Raw genomic sequence first — 15,943 nt, 5'->3', positions numbered from 1 at the left:
GATTATAACGAACCCTATATAAAAAAAAGGCCATTCTCTACTTTCACAGTGAGATGGCCTTTTTACTATAGCAAAAAGCGTCTCTTCACCCCTTGGATCAGGTATGAATGAGACGCTTATATAGTTGGTATGAATCCATTCGAAACAGAATGCTTGCTACTTAGTCTTAAGCCTTGCGTTCCACACGATGTGTAGTTTCTTCTGCAAGCTCAGCTAACGCATCATTCAGACGCAGCTTCAGCTCCTCAGCAAGCTCTACCACTCCGTGATCATTACGAACCACCTGAGAATCCACGGCATACACTCCACCAAGAATGTAACGTGCACCGAGTACAGACAACACAGGTTTCAAAGCATAATCAATCGTAAGTAGATGTGCAAGACTGCCACCCATGAAGAGCGGGAGTACGATTTTGCCGGCCAATCCCTTTTGTGGAACTAGATCCAAGAAGGTCTTCAGCACGCCTGTATAAGAGGCTTTATAAACCGGGCTAACCACGATTACCGCATCCGCTTCGGCTACAAGGCCGTTCGCTTTGACGATAGAATCACTCTCAAACTTGGTATGAATCAAATCTTCCGCTGGCAGCTCTGCAACGTTAATACGCTCAACCTCAAAGCCCTGATCCGTTAAGCTTGCCTCCGCATACTCTATAACTGCATTGATGCGCGATACCAAGGAAGGTGTTCCGTTAATCACAACAATTTTAGCCACTTCTCCACCTCTTTCATCCCATTAAGCAGCTCACACTGCAAGTATTTATCCCGACAGGAATACTTCAAATTAATATTAATCCTATCGCAGATCAGATATTATTGTCAAACCATAAACGCTTGCGCTCATCCCACTCTTGCGATATACTAAGCAACAATATTAAATCCAAGAATCAGGCCAATGACCGGCATCCAACCGTGAGGCGTCTGCGACCGGAGCCTATAATGACTCCCTAAGTTCACCGGGTTTCGCCCGTTACCGCGAAGACCAAAGAGGGTCGAAATCTTTCCTGCTGTTAAGGAGATTCGATCAACCTGGGTGGCACCGCGAGCTGACGCTCCTCGTCCCATGGATGAGGGCGTTTTTTGCGTTTTTTCAAGCATAAATACCTTCGGCGTCCTTTTAAGGACGGTAAGTGTTTGTGCGAGAACTAGAGGGATAAAGTGAAGTGTGAAACTTACACTTTCTTATCTTTTAAACAAAAAGGAGCGAGCGATATGCTGGAAATGAACTGGATCAAGGATAATCAAGAACTTGTAAGAAACACTGCCACATGGAAAAGAGTCGACTTCCCACTGGATGAATTGCTGGAATGGGATGAAAAGCGCCGAAGCCTGCGACAAGAAACCGAACAAATGAGAGCCGAACGTAATGGGCTAACCAAAGAGGTTGAACGATTATTACGGCAGGGTGACCGCCCTGCTGGAGAGATCGTCAAGGCACAGGTACGAGAACTCAATCATCGGCTGAACCTGCTGGAAGCTGATCTGAACGAGGCTGAACGCCGCTGTAGAGAGCTCATGCTGCTCGCACCGAATCCGGTGTCGCAGGATACACCCATCGGCAACGATGATAACGATAATATAGAACTGCGGTTGAACGGAGCGGTGCCGGAATTCGGCTTTGCGCCTCGTGATCATGTGGAGCTAGGTGAACTCCACGATATTATTGATATTCCCCGTGGCGTCAAAGCAGGCGGTCCTCGCAGCTATGTGCTCAAAGGAGCCGGCCTGATGTTACATCTCGCTGTACAAAGACTTGCCCTAGATGTGCTCACTGCACGCGGATTCACCGTGATGGATGTTCCTGTGATTGTCCGCCCTGAAGCGTTGGAGCGAACCGGATTCTTCCCGGGTGGGATGGATCAGACGTACGAGCTCAGCGGAGATAATCGCTGGCTGGTAGGCACATCTGAAGTGTCGCTAGTTTCACTCTACAGCGATGAGATTGTAGAGCTCGACACACCCATGCGACTAGCCGGAATGTCGACTTGCTTCCGCCGTGAAGTTGGATCAGCGGGGCGAGATGTGCGCGGGCTGTACCGCGTACATCAGTTCTCGAAGATCGAGCAAGTCGTCTTATGCCGAAATGACGAGGGGGTCTCGGACCATATGCTTCACGAGATCCTCGCGAATGCCGAGCACATTCTTCAGCTCTTAGAGCTCCCCTATCGAGTCATGGCTGTCTGCACAGGGGATATGTCCCTGAAGACGCATAAGCAGTATGACATCGAGACATGGATGCCTAGCAGAGGCGCATACGGTGAGACCCATTCGGCTTCTAATTTACTCGATTTCCAAGCTCGCCGTTCGGGCATCCGTTATCGGGATGCGGACGGTCGCTTACAATACTGCCATACCTTAAATAACACCGCAGTGGCTACGCCAAGAATTCTGATCCCGCTGCTGGAGAATCACCAGCAAGAGGATGGTTCTATCTACATCCCTCAGGCGCTGCGCAAATACATGGACGGATTAGAGCGGCTAGAGCTCCCACAACAGTAGTCTGTTTTATCCAAGTAAATTTAAAATAAATAATGCCTATTCACTTCTCAACAAGAAGCTGAATGGGCATTTTTTTGTTCTAAGACCTCCCGAATAGTCGAGCCCAATAACTCCTTCTCTATTGTTATTCAAATGTAAAATTTAACAGAAGTATAGAATACATTTGTTGTAATCCTTTGATAATTCAACTATAAAAATTAATTCATATATGGGACTATTCATCATCCAATAAACACTAGATTTTAAGGATTATTGTATTTATGCACTATTTTCAGTCCCTATTCTTATGCGAAAACAATAACTTTTTATTTTTTTATTTTAATTTATAGAACCTTTAATTTATATTAATGCAAACCAACCTTTCATTTTACATTTGAATGATAAGATTTAGTAGGTTTCTAATAAAAGATTTGAGGGGAGAATACTTATCCAAATGATTATTTCTTCAAGAGTAAGGAAATGGTGGGCTAGTGGACTGGCAATGTTAATGCTTGTCGGCAGTGTGCTACCAGCTATTCAGACTGCCGAGGCAGCACCGGATAATAGCAATGTTGTTATCTCACAAGTCTATGGCGGTGGTGGAAACAGCGGAGCAGAGTTTAAGAATGATTTTATTGAATTATACAATCCTACCAACAAACCAGTAGTTTTGACTGGATGGAAAGTTCGGTATACTTCCGCAACTGGAACCTTTAGCAGCGGAACAGAATTAACAGGAACTATTCCTGCAAATGGATACTACCTCGTCCAAGAGGCTGCAGGAACAGGAGGAACTGCTGCACTACCTACTCCTGATGCCGCAGGTATCCTAGCTATGAGTGGGACAAACGGTAAAGTCGACTTGGTTGACCCATCGAATAATACGATAGATTTAGTTGGCTATGGTACAGCTACAGGTGTTGAGGGAACTCCAACCCCTGCTCTCACCAACGCGACAGCCGCTACTCGTAAAGCCGCAGCTGGTGCACCAGCTGATAGCCGTGGTCTAGATACGGATAACAACGTTGCGGATTTTGTTGTTCAAGCAGCAAGTCCACGCAATAGTAGTTATGGTAAAGCACCAGAGACAGCTAGCTCCGTAGTAGCTTCACCAGCCGCTAATGCCTGGCCGGTAGGCACTGAAATTTCTCTGAACTCTCCGACAGTTGGAGCATCCGTCTATTCAGCTGTTTATGGATCAGGTGGTTCAACTGATTTCCAACCTTACACAGGGCCTATCACCTTAACTGAGGACACTACGATTAAGGCGTATGCTTCAGAACCGAATATGCCAAACAGCGCAATAACAACTTTTGACTACACGATTCTGACCAAAACAGACGTCGCAACAGCACGCCTTGGTAATAAAGGTCAGAATATTTCAACAGAAGGTATCGTAACTCACATTAACGCAGCAAAAATGTATATTCAGGATGGAACCGGTGGGATCGTACTTTATGGATTCCCAGAGTTCGCAAACGTTGGAGATCGTGTTGCAGTTAGTGGCGAGATGGATATCTACAGCAACCTGCAAGAGCTCAAACTCCAAAGCGGACTTCAATACTCTGTCGTTGCGAGTGATGTAGGTGTACCCGCACCTAAATTGATTACAGCAACCGACTTGTCTGCAGCGAACGGAGAAAACCATGAAGCTCAGCTGGTAACTATGAATAATGTCACTATAGATAATGTAAATGGAAATACAGTGACTGCAAGTCAAGGCGGACAACAATTCACAATTTTCTCAACCCTGCCTAAACTAGTAAAGGGTGCAACCTTTGATAATATCACTGGGGTTGTCGAGCAATATAATACAACTTATCAATTCATTCCACTTAACGAAAACGCTTTGGTGGAAGAAACCTTTTCCGTAATGGCGAGCCCTGGTGCAGGTCGCATCATTAAAGGAAGTACTGTGACCCTATCCAGCCCTACCCTTGGAGCACAAATTCATTACACGACCGATGGAACTGAACCGACAGCAGCAAGCAAGCTTTATTCAGATCCAATTACAGTTAGTAAAGATCTTACCATTAATGCAATTGTCGTAGCAGATGGCAAGACAAGTAAGGTGTATACCTTTGCTTATAAAGCTTCTGATCTCCCTCGTATACATGATATTCAAGGAGAATCTCATGCCTCTGAGTATGTAGGTCAGAACGTTACTGACGTAGAAGGTATCGTTACCCAATACGGATACACATTCGCAACTGGCGCTTATAGAGGTTTCTTTATGCAGGACCCTCAGCCGGACAATAATGTGAACACATCGGAAGGTATTTTCGTTTACAGCACAAATGCATCCCTTAAACCTAAAGTTGGAGATTTAGTGCGCGTTAATGGAGCCGTTTCCGAGTATAACGAAGGAAGTGCGAGCAATCTAACCTCCACTCAAATTAATATGACATCACTAACAGTAGATTCCTCTTCTAGTTATACTGTGCCTGAACCTATCGTACTTGGCAAAGGTGGAAGAGCTATTCCTTCTTCCATCATTGATAATGACAGCATGGCTGATTTTGAACCTAGTGAAGATGCCATAGATTTTTATGAATCGTTAGAAGGTATGCTTGTAAAACTCCCTACCCCTACGATTATTAGTCCTTACTGGACAAGTGGTAGCGGAAATTCCATGCTTTATAACATCCCTACAAGAGTAGAAAATGATACTCCTGATGTCATCACACCAGCTGGTGGACTAGTTCTAAAAGAATATAACCAATTCAATCCTCAGCGCCTTATCATTGCTTATGGAAATCCGGGTCAAGAAGTCATCACCGGAGATAAGTTCGCTGGAGATGTTACAGGGGTCATCGGATACAACAATGGCAATTTCAAAGTAATTCCGGAGAACGGTAAGCTGCCAACCATTACCCCAAGTACTTTTAAACAAGAAACAACTACTCTTGAGGTTAATGAGGACAAGCTATTAATCGCTTCATACAACATTGAGAACTTCTACCCAGGCGTCGGAGCAACAAAAATCCAGAAACTTGCCGACTCCATCACGAATAATATGAAAAAGCCTGACATTATCGGCGTGGTCGAAATGCAGGATAGCAATGGTGAAACCAATAATGGAATCACTGAAGCAAGTGCTGACGAACTGATTAAGGCTATTGAAACTGCAGGCGGTCCTGTATATAAATACACAGACATCGCTCCAGTCAACAATCAGGATGGCGGTGCTCCAGGCGGAAACATTCGCGTAGGCTTCTTGTACAATCCAGCAAGAGTACAGCTTGCGGATAGTGTAAACGGTCAAAAAGGTACATCTACGCAATCCGTTGCTTATGATGCAGCGACAGACAAGCTGACTTACAATCCGGGACGAATTGATCCAACGAATGCTGCATTTGCTAGTTCACGTAAACCACTTGCTGCACAATTTATTTTCGGCGGCGAAAAAGTGATCGTGATCGCAAACCATTTCAACTCAAAAGGCGGCGATAATGGTCCTTTCGGGAACGTTCAGCCACCGGTATTGTCCAGTGAAACACAACGTCATAAAATTGCGGCGGTCGTAAACGGATTTGTCAAAGAGGTTCTGACTGCAAATCCTGAAGCCAACGTCGTAGCTCTTGGCGATTTGAATGATTTCCAATTCACTAAAACTGCAACTATTTTAAAAGGTACAGAGCTGGACAATTTGATCGACACATTGCCTTTAAATGAGCAGTATACGTACACCTATGACGGAAACTCTCAAGTACTGGATCATATTCTTGTCAGTAAAAATCTAACGGCTTCTTCCAAAGTAGATGTCGTCCATCTAAATGCCGACTTCTCTCCATCGAAAGGTCGGGTATCCGATCATGATGCGGTTGTAGCACAGATTGATTTTAGTACTGCTGAAGACTTCCCATTAACAGTTCTACACACCAACGATACGCATGCAGGACTAGATACTGTAAGCTCACCAAATAACATTCTACGCCGTGTAACGGCAATCAAAAATGCTAAGGCGACTACAGAAAACCCTATTCTTCTCGATGCGGGTGATGTGTTCTCCGGAACACTCTACTTCAACAAGTATCTGGGTCAAGCAGATCTGACCTTTATGAATCTGGTTCAATATGATGCTATGACTTTCGGGAACCATGAATTTGATAAAAATGGTGAAAGTTCTGAAGTGCTTTCCAAATTCATCGGCAACGCTAAGTTCCCTTTTGTCTCATCCAATGTGAATTTCTCTGCAGATGATACGCTAAGCAAAATGTTTACCAATGAAATCGGTCGTTCGGGTAATGCGGCAACCATCTACCCTGCTCTGATTAAAGAAGTAGACGGCGAACAGGTTGGTATCATTGGTCTGACGACAGAAGATACAGCGAACATTGCTTCACCAGGTAAAGTGACTTTTGAGAATGCTGTGGTGAAGGCAAAAGAAACTGTCGCTATGCTGCAAAAAGAAAAGATTAACAAGATTATTGTTCTCTCACACCTTGGCTACGAAGAGGATCTCAAGTTAGCCAAAGCGGTTAATGGCATTGATATTATTGTCGGTGGTCACAGCCACACGCAATTAGATCAAGCGGTTGTAGATAACAGCGATCCTAATGCACCGAAGCTTATCGTACAAACTGGTGAAAAAGGACTTTTCCTTGGTCAGCTTGAAGTTAAATTTAACAAAGATGGCATACTGACAAATTGGAAAGACCAATTAATCTCCATCGACGCTAAGAACGGCGCTAACTACGTAATCGCAGAAGATCCTGAAGCTAAAAAGATCCTGGATACCGAATATAAGCCAGGTATTCAAGAGCTAACCAATGAGGTAGTAGGTAACTCAGAGGTTGTTCTAAACGGCGTTCGTGATAATGTTCGCACAAAGGAAACCAACCTCGGTAACCTGATTGCCGATGGAATGCTTTTTGCAGCTAAGAAAGCTGGCACTAATGCGGTAATTGCCCTGCAAAATGGTGGCGGTATTCGCGAATCTATCAATGAAGGACCGATTACACAAGGTGAAGTACTCGGAGTACTTCCTTTCAACAACGATCTGGTTACGATCACTTTGACCGGACAAGAAATTAAGGATGCAATGGAGAATGGGGTTTCCAAAACTCCAGCAGCAGACGGACGTTTCCCGCATGTTGCAGGGTTGAAATTCTATTATGACTCCACGAAGCCTGTGAACGAACGTGTATTACGTATCGAAGTGAAGAACGGAGACAAATACGTTCCTCTAGATCTAAAAGCATCTTATGAAGTAGCTACTAATGCTTTCACAGCTAAAGGTGGAGATTTCTATACTTCCCTTGAGAAGGCCTATAAAGAAGGCCGTGTGAATCTGCTGTATCTGCCGGACTTTGATGTATTTACGAAGTATCTTAAAGAAGTTGGAACTGTCACTGCGAACACTTCCGCTGTTGAGGGCCGGATTGTGGATCTGAAAGGTGCACCACTGCCGGAGACAACTGAAGACTTCCCATTAACAGTTCTACACACCAACGATACGCATGCAGGACTAGATACTGTAAGCTCACCAAATAACATTCTACGCCGTGTAACGGCAATCAAAAATGCTAAGGCGACTACAGAAAACCCTATTCTTCTCGATGCGGGTGATGTGTTCTCCGGAACACTCTACTTCAACAAGTATCTGGGTCAAGCAGATCTGGCCTTTATGAATCTGGTCAAATATGACGCTATGACTTTCGGTAATCATGAATTTGATAAAGATTCTGATACGCTTTCCAAATTTATCGGCAACGCTAAGTTCCCTTTTGTCTCATCTAATGTGAATTTCTCTGCAGATGATATTCTAAGCAAAATGTTCACCAACGAAATTGGTCGATCGGGTAATGCGGCAACCATCTACCCTGCTCTGATTAAAGAAGTAGACGGCGAACAGGTTGGTATCATTGGTCTGACGACAGAAGATACAGCGAACATTGCTTCACCAGGTAAAGTGACTTTTGAGAATGCTGTAGTGAAGGCAAAAGAAACTGTCGCTATGCTGCAAAAAGAAAAGATTAACAAGATTATTGTTCTCTCACACCTTGGCTACGAAGAGGATCTCAAGTTAGCCAAAGCGGTTAATGGCATTGATATTATTGTCGGTGGTCACAGCCACACGCAATTAGATCAAGCGGTTGTAGATAACAGCGATCCTAATGCACCGAAGCTTATCGTACAAACTGGTGAAAAAGGACTCTTCCTTGGTCAGCTTGAAGTTAAATTTAACAAAGATGGCATACTGACAAATTGGAAAGACCAATTAATCTCCATCGACGCTAAGAACGGCGCTAACTACGTTATCGCAGAAGATCCTGAAGCTAAAAAGATCCTGGATACCGACTATAAGCCAGGTATTTTAGAACTGAGCAATGAGGTAGTAGGTAACTCAGAGGTTGTTCTAAACGGCGTTCGTGATAATGTTCGCACAAAGGAAACCAACCTCGGTAACCTGATTGCCGATGGTATGCTTTTTGCAGCCAAGAAAGCTGGCACTAATGCGGTAATCGCCCTGCAAAATGGTGGCGGTATTCGCGAATCCATTAATGAAGGACCCATTACACAAGGTGAAGTACTCGGAGTACTTCCTTTCAACAACGATCTGGTTACGATCACTTTGACCGGACAAGAAATTAAGGATGCAATGGAGAATGGGGTTTCCAAAACTCCAGCAGCAGACGGACGTTTCCCACACGTTGCAGGGTTGAAATTCTACTATGACTCTACGAAGCCTGTGAACGAACGTGTATTACGTATCGAAGTGAAGAACGGAGACAAATACGTTCCTCTAGATCTAAAAGCATCTTATGAAGTAGCTACTAATGCTTTCACAGCTAAAGGTGGAGATTTCTATACTTCACTTGAAAAGGCCTATAAAGAAGGTCGCGTGAATCTACTGTACCTGCCGGACTTTGATGTATTTACGAAGTATCTTCAGAAGATTGGAAATGTCACTGCGAACACTTCCGCTGTTGAGGGCCGGATTGTGGATCTGAAGGGTGCACCATTGCCGGAGATAACCCCAACTCCGACACCAGTGCCGACACCAGTGCCAACATCACCAACAGTTCCAACATCAACAGCAACAGTAGCACCAACACCTACTGCAACAACAGCACCAACGGCTGCACCGCAAGTAACAACAATTGATGCTGCTGATCTGACCAAACAACTTGCTGAACTGCCAACTGGTAAACATGAACTGGTTATTCCGGTTAAAGCGACTACTGGCGGCGCTCAAGTAGAACTCCCAGGCAGTGTGCTTGTAAAACAAGCTGCTGCACAGCCTAACACCATTCTTACCCTTACTACTGATGGCGCTTCGTATTCCTTGCCGCTCAGTGTTATAAACAGTGTATCGCTTGCCGCTCAATTAGGCACCAGCGACTTTACAATTACAGTATCCATTCTATTAGCGGATTCGAAAACGCTAAGCAGCACAAACCAAGCTATCGCTTCACAGCTAGGTAATGCTACTTTAGCTGCTCCAGTAATCGAATTTAGTGTTTCAGCAGTAGCCGGATCTAAGCGTGTACCGCTGAACAACTTCGGCAGTACTTATGTTAATCGGACGATCAATGTACCTACTTCCTTAAATTCAAATAACGCAACGGCAGTCGTCTTCGTGCCTGCTACAGGCAAGATTTCCTTCGTGCCTGCGATATTTGCCCCTAAGGCTAATGGAACAACAGATGTTACGATTAAACGGAACAGCAACAGCTATTACACCGTTGTTAAATCTTCCAAAACGTTCGGAGATATTAGCGGACACTGGGCTAAAGCGTCCATTGATCTGTTAGCTTCCAAACTGATCGTTAGTGGAACCAATAGCGATACATTCTCTCCTTCACAGTCGATCACACGGGCTGAGTTCGCAGCATTAATTACGCGTTCTCTTGGACTTGTGACAACGGGTGGCGAGACAACTTTTAAGGATGTAAATCCAAACGCATGGTATGCTGATGCTATTCGCACTGCTGCAGAAGCCGAATTGATTTCTGGTTATACCGATGGCAGCTTTAAGCCAGGTAGCCCGATCACTCGGCAAGAAATGGCCTCTGTATTAGCTAAAGCCATCAAGTACACGGGCAAAACCTTAAATGCCGATCCTGCAGCACTAGCTAAATTCAGTGACGCAGCAAGCATTCCTGCTTGGTCCCAAGCAGCAGTAGCAGAAATCGCTGCTGAGGGCATCATTCAAGGAGCGAAAGACGGTTCCTTTGCTCCACAAAAGCTGGCAACTCGTGCTGAAGCCGTTACGATGCTGGAGAAGACCTTGAAATCTCTTCAGTTCATCAATTAATAAAGGCCCACAGCTCTGAGGACAAAAAGGCGGTTCCTAGGGTGCATAATGCACTCGAGGAACCGCCTCTTTTTCATATAACCTCTAGGATTCCATCCCAGCCTCATTCTCTTCATAATGACTTGTATCCCCGTGCAGCAGGATCTCCGGCACGCCATCCGTAAAATCAATCCTGGATAAGCAGGTTGGATATATGTAAGGCAGATCCCATAGCTTAGGCAACTCTCTGCCCTCAAAATAAGCCATCAAGAGCTTGATCACTACCGTATGCGTTACGATAAGAATCGTCTCACCCTGATGGGCAGTGAGAATTTCCTGAAGCTTCTCCAGTGCTCTTGTCTGCACCTCTGCGAAGGTCTCGCTGCCCTCCACTTTAAACCGGTCGGGTTCCTTCCAGAAATAACGATGCTGGTCTGAATACTGAGCTGCCAGTTCAGCAGAATCTCTACCTTCCCATACGCCCATGCCAATTTCTTTAAATGCATCGGAAATCTTCAGCGGAACATCCCGCTCTCCGCGTATAATTTCAGCTGTACGCAGCGCCCTTGGGCTAGAGCTTGCATAAATGACATCCAGATTTGTAGCCTGCATTCCCTGGCTCAACCATTCCGCCTGTTGTACGCCAAGCGTCGTCAGCGCAGAATCCATATGACCTTGCATACGATTCTGCACATTCCATTCTGTCTGTCCATGACGCGTTAGATATATCGTTGTAGTACTCATCCGTTGCTTCTCCTCCTAATCCCAAATTCAGAGATAGTCTACTTCCTGTTTTGCTCCATCCAGTTCACCGCATAGTCTACAATTTCACGCTGTGGAATCAATTGAGCTGCAGCTGAGGCGATATGACCATTTGTAATGAGCCCTGTCTCTTGCCCGAATTGCTCAGCAAGATCAACGAAATCGTCAGAGTTCCAATCTAGCTCCTTGAATTCCACCCACTGTCTATGACCATCCACTAGTATAGGTGCTCCGCCAATGGCTTCCTTCTTTCCTTCATAGAAGGCCCGGCATTCAGCAAGATGTAATGAAGTATTATTCAGATTACCAACGCCTAGCAGCAGCACACTTCCCCCCAGATCATAAATACGAGCTAATGGAGAGTCATCCCCCAAACCGTATTCGAGGGAGTGACCATATATAATCTCATCCCTATGCTTGCCCCAAGCCGCAAATGAATGAATAGGGTGATCGCTGCGCTTTACCTCTTTTTGTCTACGGAAGCAATCCGGAATAACCCCCATTCCTCTCAGTGGGGTCAGGTCTGGATCATAAGCCGGCATCTGCTCACGGATACTCTGCCACCAAGATTCGGGTACCGGTGGGTTACTCCAGCCAGCAGGGTCCGTCAGATCACTAGAATGCGTGGGCATCACAAGTGTACCTGACTCTCCAAGAACCTCCTCAAGCGCCAAAATAACGGCAACCGGGCCACCTGCCACCCATTGGCCTAGTGATTTGAAGGACGAATGCAGTATAATCGTCATCCCCGCCTGTACACCCAGTCGCCGAAAGTCCTCTGCCAACGTCTGAACTGTAATCAAATTGCCTTGAATTTCTTCCACCCTTCATTCCTCCAAACTCTCTTGCTGCTAATCCTAGCAAAGCTTCTCACTGCCATTATATAGGAGGATCACTTCTAACGACACCCTTAACGCCCATCAAGGTACAGTTCAGCAATGATATTTATACTAAAGCTACTTATCCTGCCTTTTACGACAGATCTTCAGACAGCATTTTGGCTCTATAATCCCCTGGAGAGATCCCTTCCAACTCTTTGAATACACGGGCAAATTGCTTACTGTTCTCAAAACCTACTTTCTCCGAAACCTCAGCAAGCTTGCCACAGTCTTTCGCTAGCAGTTCTTTAGCATGACGGATGCGTACCTTTTTTAAATAAATGACAAAATTCTCACCAGTATATGCTTTGAAGGCTTCGCTAAAATAAGAATAATTCAAAGAAACATGGTTACTAACCATAGCCATATTTAGTGGACGAGCATAGTTGGCTTCAATATAGTGCAGCGCTTCCTCCATGTCAGCATGCTCCGTATGAGCAGAGCGTACCCCTACAATGTAATTACTCACACTCAGGAGCAAATTCTCAAGCGCACGATAATAATCATGAAAATGACGATAATTGTACATATTGCCCACTGTGCGATACAGCTTCAACACCTCTACCGAGGCCTCGCCATGCACCCGAAATACTTCATCCAGCACCAATTCATTGATATTCTGTCCCACCGACTCCAAATAAGACAGGTCAAGCGCCTTCAAATGCTCAGTCTGAAAAATCACAGCCAGAAGATGCTTCATCTCCTTCTCGCGTTCTGTTCCAAGCATATTGAGCAGCTTGCGAATTTCCTCCTTTGGTAAGGGGGAATTAGACCGTTCTTGACTCACATCCTCGTAATTCAACAAGTTCACTTGTGGATATACAAAAGTATACTGTAATGCCCGACAAGCTTCCTTATAACAGGAACGAAGGTCTGCAAGACTTCCTCCTTCGCTACTTATCCCAATCGACAATCCCATTATTTCTTTGGCTTCAGCTTGTCTGGACAGCTCAATAAAGTCCTGTTTTCTGGTTCCGAGCAATACTAGCTTACCGTCCCAGTCCGTTGTGATTTCCGAGAAATATTTTTCAAGTGGTCCCATCAATCGTTCAACCAGCCCCTGAACATCCCCAGGCTTCATTCTTGTTCCGTCATTACAATAGTAATTCAACACACCTACTGTAAAAGGAACCTCCAAGTCATCTAGGCTCTCCTGCTGCTCTCGCTCCAACTGAACTTCCTGCTGCATAAGCAGCTCGCGTAAACGGCTAGAACGCAGCTCTCGGCGAAAACGTTCTGCTTCCTGTTCCTGCTGCCTTGCGCTGAGATTCTGCTCCTCCTCCTCCTTGTCTATACACTTCAAGATTTCGAATAATTCATCTCTACGAATCGGTTTAAGTAAATAATCCTTCACGCGATAACGGATCGCGCTTTTGGCATATTCGAAATCGTCATACCCACTTAAAATTAGCACTGCCGGACTTTTCTCGCCCCCTGTCGCCGAAGACAACCGCTCCAACAACGTAATTCCATCCATTACCGGCATACGAATATCCGTAATAATAATATCTGCACCATCTGTCTTAAAGACCTCGAGCGCCTCTGCACCATTGCTCGCCATTATGATCGAATATGCGGATGGAAATTCCCTTTCAATCATGATCTTCAGACCTACACGAATATTTTTCTCATCATCAACGATCAGTAATTTCTTCATGGTTGTTTTTCTCCCGTCAAAAGAACTTTCGGCAAGCTTAGACGTACCATCGTCCAACTCCCTGCCTCGCTCTGTACTACAAGCCCGTATTCTTCGCCATAAAAGATTTGCAGACGCTGGTGTACATTTCGCAGTCCTATGCCCCCTGCTCTCTGGCTTACTTCCCGCTGTTCACAGGAGCTATCACAATCACAACATTCATCCTTAGCATATATCGCCTCGTTTAAAGCAACTAGACGTTCTGGGGTAAGACCGATACCATTATCACGAAGCTCTATGGAAATATCACCTTCCGTTTCCGAAATATGAATATTAATGCTCGGGTCCTGTAAATTTTCTTTCTCCCCACACCAAGCATGCTTAACACTGTTCTCCACAATAGGCTGCAGTGACATTTTAAGCACCTCCAGCTCCATATATCGAGGCTCAATATGAAGCACCAGCTTAACCGGATATTCAAAACGAATATTCATCACTTCAATGTAGTTCTCAATATGGCGAATTTCATCTCGCAGCTTCACATACTCTCCGGACCATTTGAAATTATAACGCATCATCCCCCCCAGTGAGGTTAATGCATCCGAGATCGTTCGTTGGTTCTCAATTTCAGCCAGCATTTTAATATTTTCCAGCGTATTATACAAAAAATGTGCGTCAATCTGGTTATGCAGCGTACGTAGCTCAGCCTCTTTTGACAATGCTTGCTTGCTCACTGCTTGAGCCACCAATGTATTGATCGTGTTCATCAGTTTGGAGAAATGATGGGCAAGCTCACCGACTTCCCCTCCACCACGAATCATAATTCCACTGTAGGCTTCACCTCTGCGCACTTTTTTCATTGTTTCGGTCAATCTACGTAGATTTTTTAGAATAAAGGCATTTGTCACATAAGCAATCAGCGTTAGCAGGGTAATGAACCCGACATTGGCTCCAATGATTAAGTTGCGCGTTCGGGAGATATCCTTCATAACTCCCTCCATGGACACTACATTTAACAAATAAGCATCAATACGTTCTAGCGGAGTGTTAATCAACAAAAAAGATCGACCATTCTCCGAGTAATCACTATCCCATTCTCCAGTTTCCCGAAAATGCTTATACCGTTCTGCAATCATATCGGCCATCTTCAGATTATCCTGCAAAAAAGAATGATCCGGTCTGGTGAAAACCTGTAGCTCACTATCCACAAGGAACATCTGGGTCTGATTATCCCGGACGTCTGTATACGTCTTGGGTGTAAAACGACTCAGCAGCATATCCACCTGCACCATACCGATATGATTGTCTGCTGGACGACTCTTCTCACGCAACAACGAAACCTTTGGCAGACTCTCCGCCGGTGCTTCCAAGTATCTCTGCATCAGATCAGGATCACTTTTCTGAAAAGACCAGTATTCCTGTCCCTTCAATTGAAGCGCTTTCTGAAACCATGGCTTGGAAGAAACCCGCTCTTCCCGAAAGATAATCGGCCAAATTTCATGCACTTTATCGCTTCTCGAATACAGCCTCAAATGCTCAATATTCGGATTATTAAATTGAATACGAGTCATATTCACATAGGCATTTGTATTGAAATTAATCAAATCTACTAGCTGGGGTTCAGTTTCATTCGCAAGGAATTCTTCTACATCGGTATCAGAATAAGCCATCTGCGCCGCACGTTCCATCGCCTCAATTTGATTATAGATATGTAATTTTTCCATTTGCAGCAAATAATCATTTTTCTCGACGGCATCTCTGAGATAGGTATTATTGATAGACTCATAGAAGTAGACGGATACCAGCAAGCACGGGCCTAAAATAATAAAAACATAGGCTGCAATTAAACGACTCTGGAGAGATCTTCTCCCCCACCAATAACTAAAAGAATGCCATAATGCTCTAGCTCGCTCACGCCTGTTCACACTATACACTTCTGTTCTGTCC

7 protein-coding genes are annotated in these 15,943 nt (G+C 44.8%); 2 read left to right on the top strand and 5 right to left on the bottom strand.

From position 1 onward, the window contains the following. Positions 1-166: 166 nt before the first annotated feature. Positions 167-715: an NADPH-dependent FMN reductase gene (gene ssuE / locus ACQKMP_RS19550; protein WP_042184465.1), complete on the bottom strand. Its 549-nt coding sequence runs from the start codon at positions 713-715 to the stop codon at positions 167-169. A 497-nt stretch (positions 716-1,212) separates the two neighbouring features. On the opposite strand from ssuE, the gene serS reads away from it, so the two are divergent. Then, positions 1,213-2,499: a serine--tRNA ligase gene (gene serS / locus ACQKMP_RS19545; protein ID WP_427470527.1), complete on the top strand. Its 1,287-nt coding sequence runs from the start codon at positions 1,213-1,215 to the stop codon at positions 2,497-2,499. Positions 2,500-2,932: 433 nt separating this feature from the next. After that, positions 2,933-10,741 carry a 5'-nucleotidase C-terminal domain-containing protein gene (locus ACQKMP_RS19540; RefSeq protein WP_427470525.1) on the top strand — a complete coding sequence of 2,603 codons (7,809 nt, stop codon included), beginning with the start codon at positions 2,933-2,935 and terminating at the stop codon, positions 10,739-10,741. Positions 10,742-10,825: 84 nt separating this feature from the next. On the opposite strand, the gene ACQKMP_RS19535 is transcribed toward ACQKMP_RS19540, so the two are convergent. The 4 genes from ACQKMP_RS19535 to ACQKMP_RS19520 all read right to left on the bottom strand — a co-directional run bounded on the left by ACQKMP_RS19535 (position 10,826) and on the right by ACQKMP_RS19520 (position 15,921). Next, complete coding sequence (locus ACQKMP_RS19535) at positions 10,826-11,464, bottom strand: histidine phosphatase family protein (RefSeq protein ID WP_042184460.1); 639 nt, start codon at positions 11,462-11,464, stop codon at positions 10,826-10,828. A gap of 38 nt (positions 11,465-11,502) precedes the next feature. Next, positions 11,503-12,306 carry an aminoglycoside N(3)-acetyltransferase gene (locus ACQKMP_RS19530; RefSeq protein ID WP_042184458.1) on the bottom strand — a complete coding sequence of 268 codons (804 nt, stop codon included), beginning with the start codon at positions 12,304-12,306 and terminating at the stop codon, positions 11,503-11,505. 148 nt (positions 12,307-12,454) lie between these two features. Continuing rightward, complete coding sequence (locus tag ACQKMP_RS19525) at positions 12,455-14,017, bottom strand: response regulator (RefSeq protein ID WP_042184456.1); 1,563 nt, start codon at positions 14,015-14,017, stop codon at positions 12,455-12,457. Beyond that, positions 14,014-15,921: a cache domain-containing sensor histidine kinase gene (locus ACQKMP_RS19520; RefSeq protein WP_231573376.1), complete on the bottom strand. Its 1,908-nt coding sequence runs from the start codon at positions 15,919-15,921 to the stop codon at positions 14,014-14,016. The genes ACQKMP_RS19525 and ACQKMP_RS19520 overlap by 4 nt, the downstream gene beginning before the upstream one ends. Between the last annotated feature and the right edge of the window lie 22 nt (positions 15,922-15,943).

This window comes from Paenibacillus sp. NPDC101420 (assembly GCF_050277435.1).
In the GTDB taxonomy this organism is placed as follows: Bacteria; Bacillota; Bacilli; order Paenibacillales; family Paenibacillaceae; genus Paenibacillus_AQ.
Note: the sequence above shows the minus strand (reverse complement) of the source record. Positions and strands in the feature narration are given on the sequence as shown.